13 protein-coding genes are annotated in these 14,647 nt (G+C 67.0%); 12 read left to right on the top strand and 1 reads right to left on the bottom strand.

Annotated features, from left to right (window positions below; translation table 11 throughout):
- Positions 1-5 precede the first annotated feature (5 nt).
- The 5 genes from NKI66_RS06880 to NKI66_RS06860 are packed head-to-tail and all read left to right on the top strand — an operon-like array spanning position 6 to position 7,372.
- Positions 6-3,728, top strand: coding sequence for a cobaltochelatase subunit CobN (locus NKI66_RS06880; protein WP_352751306.1), 3,723 nt, complete (start codon positions 6-8; stop codon positions 3,726-3,728).
- Complete coding sequence (gene cobG / locus NKI66_RS06875; protein WP_352751304.1) at positions 3,725-5,221, top strand: precorrin-3B synthase; 1,497 nt, start codon at positions 3,725-3,727, stop codon at positions 5,219-5,221. The genes NKI66_RS06880 and cobG overlap by 4 nt, the downstream gene beginning before the upstream one ends.
- A gap of 2 nt (positions 5,222-5,223) precedes the next feature.
- Entirely contained in the window at positions 5,224-5,856 is a 633-nt protein-coding gene (locus tag NKI66_RS06870; protein WP_352751302.1) for a precorrin-8X methylmutase, read from the top strand.
- Positions 5,853-6,611 (top strand): precorrin-2 C(20)-methyltransferase, encoded by a 759-nt coding sequence (locus NKI66_RS06865; RefSeq protein WP_352751300.1) that lies wholly within the window; start codon positions 5,853-5,855, stop codon positions 6,609-6,611. The genes NKI66_RS06870 and NKI66_RS06865 overlap by 4 nt, the downstream gene beginning before the upstream one ends.
- A complete protein-coding gene (locus NKI66_RS06860; protein ID WP_352751298.1) occupies positions 6,608-7,372 on the top strand; it encodes a precorrin-3B C(17)-methyltransferase in 765 nt (254 codons plus the stop codon). Before NKI66_RS06865 ends, NKI66_RS06860 begins: the two co-directional genes overlap by 4 nt.
- Here the strand turns inward: NKI66_RS06860 and NKI66_RS06855 are convergent.
- Positions 7,336-8,097 (bottom strand): cobalt-precorrin-6A reductase, encoded by a 762-nt coding sequence (locus tag NKI66_RS06855; RefSeq protein ID WP_352751296.1) that lies wholly within the window; start codon positions 8,095-8,097, stop codon positions 7,336-7,338. The genes NKI66_RS06860 and NKI66_RS06855 overlap by 37 nt on opposite strands.
- Before the next feature lies 1 nt (position 8,098).
- Here NKI66_RS06855 and cbiE point away from each other — a divergent pair, with 1 nt between their 5' ends.
- Genes cbiE through cobT form a run of 7 tightly spaced genes read left to right on the top strand, consistent with a single transcriptional unit; the run spans position 8,099 to position 14,437 of the window.
- Complete coding sequence (gene cbiE, locus NKI66_RS06850) at positions 8,099-9,328, top strand: precorrin-6y C5,15-methyltransferase (decarboxylating) subunit CbiE (RefSeq protein ID WP_352751294.1); 1,230 nt, start codon at positions 8,099-8,101, stop codon at positions 9,326-9,328.
- On the top strand, positions 9,325-9,711 hold the full coding sequence (locus NKI66_RS06845) for a cobalamin biosynthesis protein (protein WP_352751292.1): 387 nt from the start codon (positions 9,325-9,327) through the stop codon (positions 9,709-9,711). Before cbiE ends, NKI66_RS06845 begins: the two co-directional genes overlap by 4 nt.
- Entirely contained in the window at positions 9,708-10,472 is a 765-nt protein-coding gene (cobM, locus tag NKI66_RS06840; RefSeq protein WP_352751290.1) for a precorrin-4 C(11)-methyltransferase, read from the top strand. Before NKI66_RS06845 ends, cobM begins: the two co-directional genes overlap by 4 nt.
- A complete protein-coding gene (gene cobA, locus NKI66_RS06835; RefSeq protein WP_352751288.1) occupies positions 10,469-11,287 on the top strand; it encodes a uroporphyrinogen-III C-methyltransferase in 819 nt (272 codons plus the stop codon). The genes cobM and cobA overlap by 4 nt, the downstream gene beginning before the upstream one ends.
- Positions 11,284-12,597 (top strand): cobyrinic acid a,c-diamide synthase CobB, encoded by a 1,314-nt coding sequence (locus NKI66_RS06830; protein WP_352751286.1) that lies wholly within the window; start codon positions 11,284-11,286, stop codon positions 12,595-12,597. Before cobA ends, NKI66_RS06830 begins: the two co-directional genes overlap by 4 nt.
- A gap of 3 nt (positions 12,598-12,600) precedes the next feature.
- Positions 12,601-13,377, top strand: a complete 777-nt coding sequence (locus NKI66_RS06825) for an adenosylcobinamide-GDP ribazoletransferase (RefSeq protein ID WP_128304434.1) — start codon at positions 12,601-12,603, stop codon at positions 13,375-13,377.
- A 49-nt stretch (positions 13,378-13,426) separates the two neighbouring features.
- On the top strand, positions 13,427-14,437 hold the full coding sequence (gene cobT, locus NKI66_RS06820; protein ID WP_128304435.1) for a nicotinate-nucleotide--dimethylbenzimidazole phosphoribosyltransferase: 1,011 nt from the start codon (positions 13,427-13,429) through the stop codon (positions 14,435-14,437).
- Positions 14,438-14,647: the final 210 nt, after the last annotated feature.

Raw genomic sequence — 14,647 nt, 5'->3', positions numbered from 1 at the left:
TTGCGATGCACATCCTAACCACGACATCCGCCTCGCTCGACGACCTCGCCGAGCCGGTCGATCTGCGGCAGACGCCGGCGGATATCGTGGCGCTGTCCTTCACCGACAGCGACCTCGCCGGACTGGCGGCAGCCTGGAAGGCCGATGCCGGCCGCCTGCCCTCGATGCGGCTGGCTGCCCTGCGTGACCTGCGCCATCCGATGTCCGTCGACCTCTGGATCGACAGCGTCGCCCGCCACGCCAAGATCATCCTCGTGCGCATCCTCGGCGGCTACGACTGGTGGCGCTACGGCTGCGACCAACTCGCCTCGACCGCCCGCGAGCGCGGGATCAAACTGGCGCTGCTGCCCGGCGAATGCCGCGACGAGGATCTGCGCCTGATCGAAGCCTCGACGCTGCCGCGCGAGGAGTTGGACGGCCTGCTCGACTATTTCCGCGAGGGCGGCCCGGCGAATATGAGCGCGCTGGTGCGGAGGCTGGCGGGGCTGGCGGGACAGGATGCGGCTTTTGCAGAGCCGGTTCCAGTGCCGAAAGCCGGGTTTTATGAGCCAGGACTTGGGGTCGTTGGTGATCCTTCACACCCCCCTCTGTCCTGCCGGACATCTCCCCGGCAAGGGGGGAGATCGGACTTCATCAAAGCCGGCTCTTTTCCCGTTTCATTAGAAGCTGACGCGTCCGCAACCTCGACAATTGGCGAAATCTCCAATGACAGCGCAATCTCCCCCCTTGCGGGGGAGATGTCCGGCAGGACAGAGGGGGGTGTGAAGGAACTCGACGCTGACAACGTCAACGCTCCTATCATCCCCATCCTGTTCTATCGCTCGATGCTATTGGCCGCCGATGTCGCGCCCATCGATGCGCTTTTCCACGCGCTCCGCCAGCGCGGCATCAATCCGGTCCCCATCTTCGTCTCCAGCCTCAAGGACCCCTCATCCCTGGCGTTCGTGGAAACCGCACTCGCCGCGCTCAATCCCGCCGCCATCATCACCGCGACCGCTTTCGCGTCCGGCGCCGAACCCGGCAATGAGACCCTGTTCGACCGCGCCGGCGTGCCTGTCTTCCAGGTCATCGTCGCCACCACCCGCCGTGACGTCTGGGAAACCAACCAGCGCGGCCTGGCGCCAGCCGACCTTGCCATGCATGTCGTGCTGCCCGAGCTCGACGGCCGCATCCTGGCTGGCGCCATTTCCTTCAAGGGCGAGAGCGAGATCGATCCAGCACTTGGCCACCGCGCCTTCGCCAACCGGCCGGAACCGGATCGTGTGGCGCAAGTGGCTGACCGCGTCGCGGCCTTCATCCGGTTGCAGGAGACGCCCCGCGCCGAGCGCAAGCTAGCCATCCTGATCCCGGATTATCCGAGCGCGCCCGGCCGCACCGGCTATGCCGTCGGCCTCGACGTGCCGTCGAGTGTGCTGGCCATGCTGCATGACCTCAGGGAACAGGGTTATGGGGTTGAGGGGATTCCCGAGACGCCGCGTGGGTTGCTGGCGCGGCTGGGCCAGGGCGGGCATGGCTTGGCCTTGAGGGATTATGTGGAGTTCTCGAAGGCACTGCCGTCTGCAGCAATTGCTGCCGTAGATGCAGCTTGGAAGGCTGAATATGAGATAGGTTTGTGCGAGGCACCCCCCTCTGTCCTGCCGGACATCTCCCCCGCAAGGAGGGAGATCGGCAGTTCCGCCATCGGCGCTCATTCTGCGACGTTCGTAGCTGGCGAAAGCGGCAATGAGAGCTCAATCTCCCCCCTTGCGGGGGAGATGTCCGGCAGGACAGAGGGGGGTGCTCAAGCGCCAACCGCCGCCCACTTCCCCTTCCGCGCCGCCACCTTCGGCAACATCACCGTCGCGCTCGCCCCAGACCGCGGCCGCTCCGTCGACCGCCGCGCCGACTACCACGACCCGACGCTCCCGCCGCGCCATGCGCTGATCGCCTTCGGCCTGTGGCTGCGCAAATCGCTCGGCGTCCATGCGCTCGTCCATGTCGGCGCGCATGGCACGCTGGAGTGGCTGCCGGGCAAGACCGTTGCGCTTTCGGAGAACTGCTTTCCCGAGATCGTCACCGGCGCCATGCCCGTCATCTATCCCTTCATCGTCTCCAACCCCGGCGAAGCGGCGCAGGCCAAGCGGCGCATTGCCGCCGTCACCCTTGGCCACCTGCCGCCGCCACTGACCGATGCCGAGCTGGACGAGAACCAGCACAAGCTGGAACGGTTGGTCGACGAATACGCCCAGGCCGACGGGCTCGACCGCCGCCGCCGCGACCGCCTTGCCAAGCTGATCGTCGAGACGGCGCAGAAGACCGGCCTCGCTTCCGAAGCCGGCGTCGCCACGACCGACGCGCCCGACGAAGCGTTGCGCCGCATCGACGCCTGGCTCTGCGACCTCAAGGATTTTGCCATCAAGGACGGGCTGCATATCTATGGCCGCGCCCCTGAGGACGAGCCCGACGCCATGCGGCGCCAGAGTGCGGCAGCCGAGAAGGCGGCGCTGCTCGCCGCACTCGATGGCCGCCACGTCAAGGCCGGCCCGGCCGGCGCGCCCGCGCGGGGTCGCTCGGACGTTCTGCCCACCGGCCGCAATTTGTTCACCTCGGACCCGCGCACCATGCCGACGCCGACCGCTTATGATCTGGGCAAGGCAGCGGCGGAGGAAGTGGTGCGCGGCTACATGCAATCGCATGGCGACTGGCCGCGCTCGCTGGTCATCGATCTCTGGGGCTCGGCCTCACTGCGCACCGGCGGCGAGGAGATCGCGCAAGGATTGGCGCTGATGGGCTGCCGGCCGCAATGGGATTCGGCGACCGGCCGCATCACCGGCATCGAGGTATTGTCGCCGGCCACGCTCGGAAGGCCACGCGTCGATGTCACCTGGCGCATATCAGGCCTGTTCCGCGATATGTTCCCGACCCAGATCGCACTGATCGATGCCGCCGCCAACGCCGTTGCCGCTCGCGACGAAGAGGATTCGGAAAACCCGCTCGCAGCCAGGACCCGCGCTGACGGCAAGATCAGCCCTCGCATCTTCGGCACCTCGCCCGGCACGTACGGCGCCGGCGTCGAGGATATCTTGTCCTCCGGCAACTGGGCGGCGCGCGAAGAAATCGGCCGCGCCTATCTCGACGCCACCTCGCACGCCTATGGCGGCGCAGAAGGAGAAGGCATCTCGGTGCCCGGCGCCTTCGAAACCCGCATCGCCGAGGCCGATCTTCTCGTCCACACCGGCGACGACCCCGGCCGCGATATCCTCGAGGGCTCCGCCGACGTCGCCTTCATTGGCGGGTTTTCGGCGGCCTTGGCAACCCTGGGCAGGCATGCCGACGTCATCGTGCTCGACACCACCGATCCGCAAAGGCCGAAGCCCCGCTCGGTAGGCGAAGCGGTATCGCGGGTGGTGCGCGCCCGCGCCGTCAATCCACGCTTCATTGCAGGCCAGATGCGCCACGGCCCACGCGGCGCCTCCGAATTTGCCGAAACCGTCGACCGGCTGGTCGGCTTTGCCGAAACCACACACGCCATTTCGGGAACGCTGATCGAGGCGGTTCATGACGCCTATCTCGGCGATCCCATGGTTCGCGCCTTCATCCTGCGCGAGAACCCCGCCGCCGCGAAAGTCATCGCCGAACGCTTCCTGTCGGCGCGCCGGCGTGGCCTCTGGCATCCCCTGCGCAATTCCATCGACGACGATCTCGCCGCCCTGATTGCCGAAGCAGAAGCGCTTGGGGTGGCGGCATGAACGCCTTCTCGCGTCGCGGCGCCTGCCCGGCCTTGTCGGCCCCGATGCAAACCGGTGACGGGCTTTTGGTGCGGCTCAACCCGGTTGCTGGAGGATTGTCGCCGAAGCTTTTGATCGGGTTAGCCGAATCCGCCTTGCGGCATGGCAACGGCATCATGGAAGTCACCGCGCGCGGCAGTCTGCAGATACGCGGGCTGACCACGGACAGCGCGGCGCTGCTGGCGGCGGAGGTCGATGCGCTTGATATCGCGGTGCGCACCGGCGTGCCGGTCGAGACCGGGCCGCTGGCCGGCACCGACCCGCAAGAGATTGCCGATCCCCGGCCGCTGGCCGAGCGGATCAGGGCGGCAATTGACGAGGCTGGGCTGACGCAACGGCTCGGGCCGAAGGTTTCCGTGATTGTCGATGGCGGTGGGCAGTTGACCATGGATGCGGTGACGGCCGATGTGCGGCTGAAGGCGGTGCGGGCCAGCGCTGGCGTGCCGTGGGCTGTGTCTGTTGCCGGTGATGGTCAAAGCGCGAGGCCGCTTGCGACGGTCGATGACGATGTAGCGCGCGATATTGCCGTTGCGGTGCTCAGGATGATTGCCGAGAAGGGTCGGGAGGCCCATGCGAGGGATTTGACGGAGCGCCAATTGGTCTCTCTCGCAGGTTGGCACTCCGTCGCACCCCCCTCTGTCCTGCCGGACATCTCCCCCGCAAGGGGGGAGATCGGCGGTTCCGACGCCGGCTCTCGTCCTGCAACATCGGCGGTGGACGTGACGTCGGCAATTGGCGAAAGCGCCGATGACGGCTCAATCTCCCCCCTTGCGGGGGAGATGTCCGGCAGGACAGAGGGGGGTGTGCAGGATCGCCGACCTATCGGTCTTTTCTCTTTATCGACCGACCACGCCCTCGGCATTGCCCTCCCCTACGGCAGCATGCCGGCCGACAAGCTCATCGCCCTCGCTCAACACGCCCTCGCCCTCGGCACGTCAGAAATCCGCCCAGCCCCAGGCCGCGTCTTGCTTTTCCTAGGTCAGCCACCGGCCGCCAACTCATCGCTCCAACACACCGCCACCGCCCTCGGCTTCGTCACCGCCCCCACCGACCCGCGCACGCGCATAGCCGCTTGCCCCGGCACACCAGCCTGCGCCTCCGGCCGCATCGCCACGCGCGACATTGCCGAGACAATCGCCACTGAAAATGCCGACATCCTCGACTTCACCCTGCACGTTTCCGGCTGCGCCAAGGGTTGCGCCCACCCCGGCTCGGCGGCGCTGACGATTGTCGGCGGCGAAAACGGAGCCGGACTTGTCGTGAACGCGACGGCAAAGGCCCTTCCTGCGGGCTACAGGCCGGGCTATGACGCCGCGCGCGGCATTGGCCGCGTCGCGGCAATGATCCGCGGCACACGATATCAAGGCGAAACCGCCGCCGCTTGCCTGGCAAGGCTCGGGCCGGCCGGTATCGCCGAGGCTTACCGACAGGCCCAAACTGAAAAACGGAAATGAGCATGGCCGCCTACGACTATATCCATGACGGCACGGCGATCTATGAGCGCTCCTTCGCCATTATCCGCGCGGAGGCCGATCTGTCGCGCTTCTCCGAGGCCGAGGCCGATGTTGCCATCCGCATGATCCATGCCTGCGGGCAGGTCGAAGCATCAAGTCATTTTGTGTTCTCCAAGGATTTCGTTGCCGCTGCCCGCATCGCTTTGGCGGCGGGCGCGCCGATCTTCTGCGACGCGGAAATGGTCTCGCATGGCGTCACCCGCGCCAGGCTGCCAGCCGGCAACGAGGTGATCTGCACGTTGCGCGATCCGCGCACGCACGACATCGCCAGGGAGATCGGCAACACCCGCTCCGCCGCCGCGATCGACCTGTGGGGCGACCGCATGGCCGGTTCGGTGGTCGCCATCGGCAATGCGCCGACCGCGCTCTTCTATCTCTTGGAGAAGTTGCGCGACGGCGCGCCGAAACCGGCGGCCATCATCGGCATGCCGGTCGGCTTCGTCGGCGCTGCCGAATCGAAGGACGCGCTGGCCGAGAATTCCTATGGCGTTCCCTACGCCATCGTGCGCGGCCGGCTCGGTGGCAGCGCCGTGACCGCCGCCGCGCTCAATTCATTGGCGAGGCCGGGCCTGTGAACGCCATTGCAAAAGGCCGTCTCGTCGGCGTAGGCACCGGTCCCGGCGACCCCGAACTGCTGACCCTGAAAGCCGCGCGCACCTTGGCGGAAGCCGATGTCGTGGCCTATTTCGCCAAGCGCGGCAACAACAGCAACGCGCGCGCCATCGTCGAAGCGCAGTTCCGCCCCGAAATGACGGAACTGCCGCTGCTCTATCCCGTCACCACCGAAATCGACAAGGACCACGACGACTACCGGTCGCAGATCACGGCTTTCTATGAGGAGTCGGCCGAGAGGGTCGCCGAGCACCTCGAAGCCGGCAGGATGGTTGCCGTGCTGTCCGAGGGCGACCCGCTTTTCTACGGCTCCTACATGCATCTGCATGTGCGCCTCGCCCATCGCTTCCCGACCGAAGTCATTCCCGGCGTCACCGCCATGTCCGGCTGCTGGTCGCAGACTGGTATCCCGATCGTCCAGGGCGACGATGTGCTGACGGTGCTGCCCGGCACGATGAGCGAGTTCGAGCTGACGCGCCGGCTGGCTGACACCGATGCCGCCGTCATCATGAAGGTCGGCCGTAACCTGCCCAAGATCAGGAGGGCGCTGGAGGCTACGGCCAAGCTGTCGCGCGCCGTCTATGTCGAGCGCGGCACCATGGCCGGCAGCGTGTCGATGAAGCTGGCCGACAAGCCGGACGACAAGGCGCCCTATTTCGCCATCGTGCTGGTCGCCGGCTGGTCCGGCCGCCCCGGCGCCGTGGGAGCGCAAGTATGAGCGGCCGTCTCACTGTCATCGGCCTTGGCCCCGGCAATGCCGATCAGGTCACGCCGGAAGCCAGCCGCGCCGTCGCCGAGGCGAAATTCTTTTACGGCTACAAACCCTATCTCGACCGGCTGGACTTGCGCTCGGATCAGACCCGCGTCGCTTCCGACAATCGCGAGGAACTCGCCCGCTCCAAGGACGCACTGGTCAAAGCCGCCGAGGGCCACGACGTCGCGGTGGTTTCCGGTGGCGATCCCGGCGTGTTCGCCATGGCGGCGGCCGTCTGCGAGGCGATCGAGGCCGGCCCGGCCGAATGGCGCGCGGTCGATGTCGCTGTGGTGCCCGGCATCACCGCCATGCTGGCGGTCGCCGCCCGCATCGGCGCGCCGCTCGGCCATGATTTCTGCGCCATCTCGCTGTCCGACAATCTGAAGCCCTGGGAGCTGATCGAACTGCGCCTGCTGGCGGCGGCCGGCGCCGGCTTCGTCATCGCGCTCTATAACCCGATCAGCAAGGCGCGCCCCTGGCAGCTCGGCCGCGCCTTTGAATGCCTGACCGCTATCCTGCCTGGCACCACGCCGGTGATTTTCGGCCGCGCCGCCGGCCGCCCGGACGAGCGCATCGAGGTCAACCTGCTGGCCGATGTCGAGGCTGAAAAAGCCGATATGGCGACCTGCATCATCATCGGCTCGCCGGAAACCAGGATCATCAAGCGCGCGGAGAAGCCGGCGCTGGTTTACACGCCGCGCTCGTCCACGGGGCGGACAAAATGATCGACCATCAGGGTCAGTGCTTCGACGGTTTCAGCCGCGGGAACATCCGGCAGATCAGGCCTGCGAATCATGACCACCTCGAGGCCAAGCGCCCGCGCCGCGGCGATCTTGCCATAAGTCGCTTCGCCGCCGCTGTTCTTGGACACGACGACATCGATGCGTTGCTTTTCGAGCAGCGCGCGTTCCTCCGCCTCACGAAACGGGCCACGGGCCAGCAGATATACGGCATCGGGCACGGCAAGCTTGGGCTCGACCGGGTCGACACTGCGGATAAGATGGTGGTGCTGGGGCGCTGCTTCGAAAGCGGCTACTTCTTGCCGGCCGAGTGCCAGGAAAACGCGGCGCGGCGCCACTCCAAGCGCTTGCACGGCATCGGCAACCTTATCGACCAGCGTCCAGCGGTCGCCTTCGACAGGCTCCCAGCCGGGGCGCCGCAGAGCAAGGATCGGCACGCCGGCAGTGCGCGCCGCCTGTGCGGCATTGGCGGAGATCTGCGCCGCGTAGGGATGCGTGGCGTCGATCAGCAGGTCGGTGCCCGTCTCCCGCAGGTAGGCGGCCAACCCATCGGCGCCGCCAAAGCCTCCGCTTCGCATCGGCACGCCCTGTGCGACCGGGCTTTCGGTGCGCCCGGCCAGCGACAGCGTGACCGAAGCGCGCGCAGCCAGTTTTCCGGCCAGTTGCCGGGCTTCGGTGGTGCCGCCGAGGATCAGAATGCGGTGGGTCATCATGCCTGCTAGGGGTCAATCGAGCGCCGCTTGGCTTACAATCGTTGGCATCGGCGAGGACGGTTTAGCCGGTCTCGGCGACGAGGCCAAGCAGCGGATTGCCAGGGCGGAAGTCATCTTCGGCGGCAAGCGGCACCTGGCGCTCGTCGCTTCCTTCTCCAAGGGCGAGCCGCGCGCCTGGCCGGTTCCTTTCGATGCCGAGATGGCTGACGTCCTGGCGCTTGCCGGCAGGCGCGTCTGCGTGCTCGCCTCGGGCGATCCGTTCTTCCACGGCGTTGGCGCCACCCTCGCCCGGAAAGTGAAGGCGCAGGAGATGCATGTCATTCCCGCGCCGTCAGCGATTTCGCTGGCGTCCGCCCGCCTTGGCTGGGCGCTGCAGGACATCGAGACCGTCTCGCTGCATGGCCGGCCACTCGACCTGATCCGGCCACTCCTGCAACCGAACGCGCGCATCCTGGCGCTGACGTCGGACGCCGAAGCCCTTGCGGCGATCGCCCGCCTGCTCACCGAACTCGACTTCGGCGCATCGCGGCTCACCGTTCTGGAGGCACTGGGCGGGCCAAACGAGAACCAGCGTTCGGCGCGCGCCGATGCCTTCGATCTCGAAAGCATCAATCCGCTGAACGTGTTGGCGGTCGAAGTTGAATCCGGTCCGGATGCGCGCGTCCTGCCGCTCACATCAGGCCTTGCCGATCATCTGTTCGACCATGACGGCCAGATCACCAAGCGCGAAATCCGCGCGATCACCCTGTCGGCGCTGGCGCCACGGCGCGGCGAGCTGCTGTGGGACATCGGCGCCGGCTCCGGTTCCATCGGCATCGAATGGATGCTGGCCCACCCTTCCATGCGCACTATAGCCGTCGAGGCCGACCCGGTCCGCGCCGCCCGTATTGGCCGCAACGCCGCCGCCTGTGGCGTTCCCGGCCTTGTCGTGGTGGAAGGCAGCGCCCCCAGGGCGCTTGCCAGGCTGGACACGCCTGATGCGATCTTCATTGGCGGCGGCGGCAGCGATGCCGGTGTCTTGAATGCCGCCATCAAGGCGCTGCGCGCTGGCGGCCGCCTCGTTGCCAACGCGGTGACGCTGGAGATGGAAACCCTGCTTCTCGCCCGCCATGTCTCGCTTGGCGGCGATCTCACGCGGATAAACATATCCCGCGCATCGCCCGTCGGCTCGATGCAGGCATGGCGGCCGGCCATGCCGGTCACCCAATGGAGCTGGGTGAAGCCATGATGGTCGCAGGCATAGGCTGCCGAAAGGGCGTGAGCGTCGAAGACGTGCTTGCAACGGTCGAAACCGCGCTGGAGACGCATGGGCTGGCGGTGACGGCGCTTTCGGCACTGGCAACTGCCGAGTTCAAGAAGGATGAAGAAGCGATCACCGCCGCTGGCCGCGCGCTGAGCCTTCCGGTCATCGTCGTCGACAACTCAGCACTTCAGGCTGCCTCGTCGGACACGCTTAGCCATTCCGAGCTCTCGCAGGATGTTGCCGGCACGCCCTCGGTTTCCGAGGCGTCAGCCCTCGCCGTTGCCGGCGCCGGGGCAAAACTGCTCGGCCCCCGCACGGTGCTCGGCTCGGTCACTTGTGCCATCGCCATCAGCGGAGATGCGCCATGACCGTTCATTTCATCGGCGCCGGTCCCGGTGCCGCCGACCTCATTACGCTACGCGGCGCGAGACTCTTGGCGAGCTGCCCGGTCTGTCTTCATGCCGGATCGATCGTCGCGCCCGAATTGCTGCAGCATTGCGCGCCAGGGACAAAGCTGATCGACACCGCGCCGATGTCGCTCGACGAGATCGAAGCCGCCTATGTCGAGGCCCACAAATCAGGCCATGACGTCGCCCGCCTGCATTCCGGCGACCTGTCGGTATGGAGCGCCGTGGCCGAGCAGATCCGCCGGTTGGAAAAGCATGGCATTCCCTACACGCTGACGCCGGGCGTCCCCTCCTTCGCCGCTGCCGCCGCAGCATTGCGCCGCGAGCTGACCATTCCCGAAGTCGCGCAAAGCCTGGTGCTGACCCGCATCTCCGGGCGCGCATCAAAAATGCCGCCCGGCGAAACGCTCGCCGGCTTCGGCCGCACCGGCGCCACGCTTGCTATTCATCTTGCCATCCACGCCATCGACCGCATCGTCGCCGAGCTCACGCCGCACTATGGCGGCGATTGCCCGGTGGCGGTCGTCTTCCGCGCCTCCTGGCCGGACGAGCGTGTGCTGACCGGCACGCTGGCGACCATCGAAGAGTTGCTGGCCGCCGATCCGATGGAACGCACGGCGATCATCTTCGTCGGCCGCTCGCTGGCGGCACAGGATTTCGGGGAGAGTTCATTGTACGACGCCCATTACCAGCGGCGTTTTCGCGGACGGGACGGATTGTGAGCGGCAGCACCAAAAAAACCGGCGAAAACGCCACGCTCGAAAAAGCCTTGTCCCGGCTGAATTTCAAGCCGCGCCCGCTCGAACCGGGCCATGTCTGGCTGGCCGGCGCCGGTCCCGGCGATCCCGGCTGCCTGACCCTGGAAGTGCTGGCTGCGTTGGCCGAGGCGGACGCCTTGGTCTACGACGCGCTGGTCTCCCCCAATGTCGTCGCCGTTGCCGAAAGCGCCGAGCTGTTCTTTGCCGGCAAGCGCGGCGGAAAACCGTCGATGAAACAGGACGACATCACCGCTTTGCTGGTCCGGCTGGCACGCGAAGGCCGCCGCGTCGTCAGGCTGAAGGGCGGCGATCCCTATATTTTCGGCCGTGGCGGCGAAGAGGCCTTGGCGCTCGTGCGCGAAAACATTCCGTTCCGCGTCCTGCCCGGCCTGACATCGGGGCTCAGCGCGCTGGCCGCCACCGGCATCCCGGCCACCATGCGCGGCATCAACAAGGGGGTGATCCTGGCGACCGGCCACGCCGCCGGCACCGATGACGATCTCGACTGGGCGGCGATCGCCCGAACCGGCCAGCCTGTGGTCGTCTATATGGGCATGGCCAATCTGCCGCTGATATCAGCGGCACTGCTGGATGGCGGACTGGCGCCGTCGACACCGGCGGCAGTGATCGTCGCCGCGACGACGCCGCAGGAACGAACCGTCGTCGCCACGCTCGCCACCATTGCCGAGGAAGCCGCGGCCGCCGGCCTTGCCTCGCCGGCGCTGATCGTCGTCGGCGGCATCGTCGCCATGCGCGCGGCACTGGTAGGTGCTTTGTGACCGCCCGCGCGATCATCATCGGCGCGCCGCGCTCCGGCTCCGGCAAGACCAGCGTCACCATAGGCATTTTACGCGCGCTGACCCGGCGCGGACTGAAGGTGCGAGGCGCCAAATCCGGCCCCGACTATATCGACCCCGGCTTCCACACCGCCGCCACGGGACTGTCCGGCGTCAACCTGGACAGCTGGGCGATGCCGCCATCGCTGCTCAACGCACTCGCTGCGCAAGCCGCCGACGACACCGATTTCGTCATCCTCGAAAGCGCCATGGGCCTGTTCGACGGCATTCCGGCCTCGCCGGGGCGCACCGGCTCGGCCGCCGACCTGGCGCGGCTCTACGGCCTGCCGGTGTTGCTGGTGCTCGACGTTTCCGGCCAGTCGACCACCGCGGCCGCCGTCGCCAAGGGCTTTGCCACCTACGATCCGGATGTACGCATGGCCGGAATCGTGCTCAACCGGCTGGGCAGCGAGCGCCATCGCAAGCTGTGCAGCGAGGCCATCGAGGCGATCGGCTTGCCGGTCGTCGGCGCCATCCTGCGCGATCCCACGCTGAACCTGCCCGAGCGCCATCTCGGCCTCGTCCAGGCCGGCGAATATGACGACCTGATGGCGCATCTCGACCGGCTGGCCGACATGGCGGAAAAGTCGCTCGACCTCGATGCGATCATGGCCCTGGCGACACCCCTCACCCCGGCACATGGCGGCTTCGACGACGCGCTGGCGCCGCCCGGCCAGCGCATCGCGTTGGCCGAGGATGCCGCCTTCACCTTCCTCTATCCACATGTCGCCGCCTACTGGCGCAAGGCAGGTGCGGAAATCGTCCCGTTCTCGCCGCTCGCCGACGAAGCGCCCCACGAGACCTGCGATGTCTGCTGGCTACCCGGCGGCTATCCCGAGCTACACGCCGGCAAGCTCGCCGCCGCCGCGAATTTCCGCGCCGGGATGGCGTGTTTTGCAGCAACAAAGCCCATCCATGGCGAGTGCGGTGGCTTCATGGTGTTGGGCGAAGCGCTGGAGGATGCGTCGGGCGAAACGCATGCGATGCTCGGCCTGCTCGGCCATTCCACCAGCTTCGCCAAACGCAAGATGAATCTCGGCTACCGCGAGGCGCGGTTGCGCGTCGACTGCCCGCTGGGCTCACAAGGTGCGCTGATCCGCGGCCACGAATTCCACTATGCGCAGATGACGGCCACCGGCAATGACGAGCCGCTGGCCGACCTTGCCGACGGCCAGGGCAATCCGATCGGCGCCTCGGGCTATCGGCGCGGCTATGTCAGCGGCACCTTCTTCCATGCGATTGCGAGGGGCTAAAGCATGAAGTTCAAGAATCTGGCTCTTTCACCGCGGCAGGTCGTCGACGACATCGCGCTTTGCCTGGTCTTCTTCACCAGTCTGCCGCTGCCCGTCTTCGATTTTCGCGGCCGCAGTCTTGCCGCCGCGATCTGGGCAGCCCCCATTGCCGGACTTGTCGTCGGCCTGATCGGCGCCATCGTCTTCGCCACGGCGGAACGGTTTGGCCTGGCCATGGGGCCAGCGGCCGCACTTGCGCTTGTGGCAACCGTGCTCACCACCGGCTGCCTGCATGAGGACGGGCTATCCGACGTCGCCGACGGCTTTGGCGGCGGCAAATCACGCGGCCGCAAACTCGAGATCATGCGCGACAGCCGCATCGGCGCCTATGGTGCGGCGGCGCTGGGCCTGTCGCTGCTGATCCGCTGGAGCGCGCTGTCGGAACTCGTCGACCCTACACAGGCCCTGTTCGCCCTCCTGGCCGCGCACGCGGCCTCGCGCGGCCTGCTTGGCGCTTTCATGCATCTGCTGCCTCCAGCGCGCGTCGACGGCCTCTCGGCCGATGCCGGCACCGTCTCGCAGGAAACCGCCATGGCCGGCGCCGTGCTCGGCGCGATCCCGCTGCTCCTGCTCGGATTGGGCGGCGCCGTCTTCGCGCTGATCCTGCTTGGCCTGCTGTTTGCCGCTTTCCGCGCCCTTTGCCTCAACCAGATCGATGGCCAGACCGGCGACACGATCGGAGCCTTGCAGCAGGCAAGCGAGATCGCGGTGCTGCTCGTCGCTTCCGTAGCGCTTTCCTGATCCTTGGCCTGATCCCTTGGCCTGATTCCTTTTCGGAGACTTTGCCCCCATGCCCTTCAAATCGCTTAGTGAATTGCGCGCCGCCTGCCTCGACCTGCCGGCCGGCAGCGATGCCGCGGCCAATGCGGTCGTCCGCCGCCAAGACACGCTGACCAAGCCGCAAGGCAGCCTTGGCCGGCTGGAGACGATCGCCGCGTGGTTGGCACGCTGGCAGGGCCGCGACATGCCAAAACTCGACCGCGTCAAGGTTTTCGTCTTCGCCGGCAACCATGGCGTCACCGCGCAAGGCGTTTCGGCCTATCCTTCGGAGGTCACCGTGCAGATGGTGGCGAATTTCGCCGGCGGCGGTGCCGCCATCAACCAGCTTGCCCGCATGGCCGGCGCCGAACTCGACGTCATTCCGCTCGATCTCGACCATCCCACCGGCGATTTCACCCAAGTGCCGGCGATGGACGAGAAGTCGTTCCTCGCCGCCGTGTCGGCCGGCTACGACGCGGTGACAAAAGACCTCGACCTCGTCTGCTTCGGCGAAATGGGCATCGGCAACACCACGCCTGCAGCCGCCATTTCAGCCGCCTTGTTCGGCGGCGGTGCTGAAAAATGGACCGGGCGCGGCACCGGTGTCGACGACGCCGGCCTCAAGCGCAAGGTGGTCGCCATCGAAGCCGGCCTGGAGCGCCACGCCGCCGCCCTTGCCGATCCGCTTGCTATCGCTGCCACGCTCGGCGGCCGCGAACTCGCCGCCATCTTCGGCGCCACGCTGGCCGCCCGCCATGTGGGCATACCCGTGCTGCTCGACGGCTTCGTCTGCACCGCCGCCGCGGCCCCGCTAGCCAGACTGCACCCGACCGGCCTCGCCCACACGATTGCCGCGCACGTTTCGGCCGAATCGGGCCATCGCGGCCTGCTCGAAGCCCTCGGCCTGCCGCCGCTGCTCGATCTCGGCATGCGACTCGGCGAAGGCTCCGGCGCCTGCCTGGCCGTAAACATCGTCCGCTCGGCGCTGGAGTGCCATGCCCGCATGGCAAGTTTTGCAGAAGCGGGTGTTTCGGAGAAGTAGGTATCCAACCCCCGTATCGACCGACAAAGAAGCCGTTGTCACGACAAAGGAAGCATCTTCCGGCATCGGCGATTCTCAACCGGGGAAAAGAGCATTGCTTTTCGATTCGGCCGGTTTCTGAGCCGCATTTTTCAACGCGGCTGAATCGCCACGAGATCCGGATAGCGGTTGAAGAATCACGGCCAGACGCATGCCCGAGACGCGCCAAAC

The organism is Mesorhizobium sp. M0518 (genome assembly GCF_040321125.1).
Classification (GTDB): domain Bacteria; phylum Pseudomonadota; class Alphaproteobacteria; order Rhizobiales; family Rhizobiaceae; genus Mesorhizobium.
Note: the sequence above shows the minus strand (reverse complement) of the source record. Positions and strands in the feature narration are given on the sequence as shown.

Excerpts from the sequence above, each read along its gene's own strand:
- NKI66_RS06880 (WP_352751306.1), top strand. The coding sequence starts at position 6 with ATGCACATCCTAACCACGACATCCGCCTCGCTCGACGACCTCGCCGAG.
- cobG (WP_352751304.1), top strand. The coding sequence starts at position 3,725 with ATGAACGCCTTCTCGCGTCGCGGCGCCTGCCCGGCCTTGTCGGCCCCG.
- NKI66_RS06870 (WP_352751302.1), top strand. The coding sequence starts at position 5,224 with ATGGCCGCCTACGACTATATCCATGACGGCACGGCGATCTATGAGCGC.
- NKI66_RS06860 (WP_352751298.1), top strand. The coding sequence starts at position 6,608 with ATGAGCGGCCGTCTCACTGTCATCGGCCTTGGCCCCGGCAATGCCGAT.
- NKI66_RS06855 (WP_352751296.1), bottom strand. The coding sequence starts at position 8,097 with ATGACCCACCGCATTCTGATCCTCGGCGGCACCACCGAAGCCCGGCAA.
- cbiE (WP_352751294.1), top strand. The coding sequence starts at position 8,099 with ATGCCTGCTAGGGGTCAATCGAGCGCCGCTTGGCTTACAATCGTTGGC.
- NKI66_RS06845 (WP_352751292.1), top strand. The coding sequence starts at position 9,325 with ATGATGGTCGCAGGCATAGGCTGCCGAAAGGGCGTGAGCGTCGAAGAC.
- cobM (WP_352751290.1), top strand. The coding sequence starts at position 9,708 with ATGACCGTTCATTTCATCGGCGCCGGTCCCGGTGCCGCCGACCTCATT.
- NKI66_RS06825 (WP_128304434.1), top strand. The coding sequence starts at position 12,601 with ATGAAGTTCAAGAATCTGGCTCTTTCACCGCGGCAGGTCGTCGACGAC.
- cobT (WP_128304435.1), top strand. The coding sequence starts at position 13,427 with ATGCCCTTCAAATCGCTTAGTGAATTGCGCGCCGCCTGCCTCGACCTG.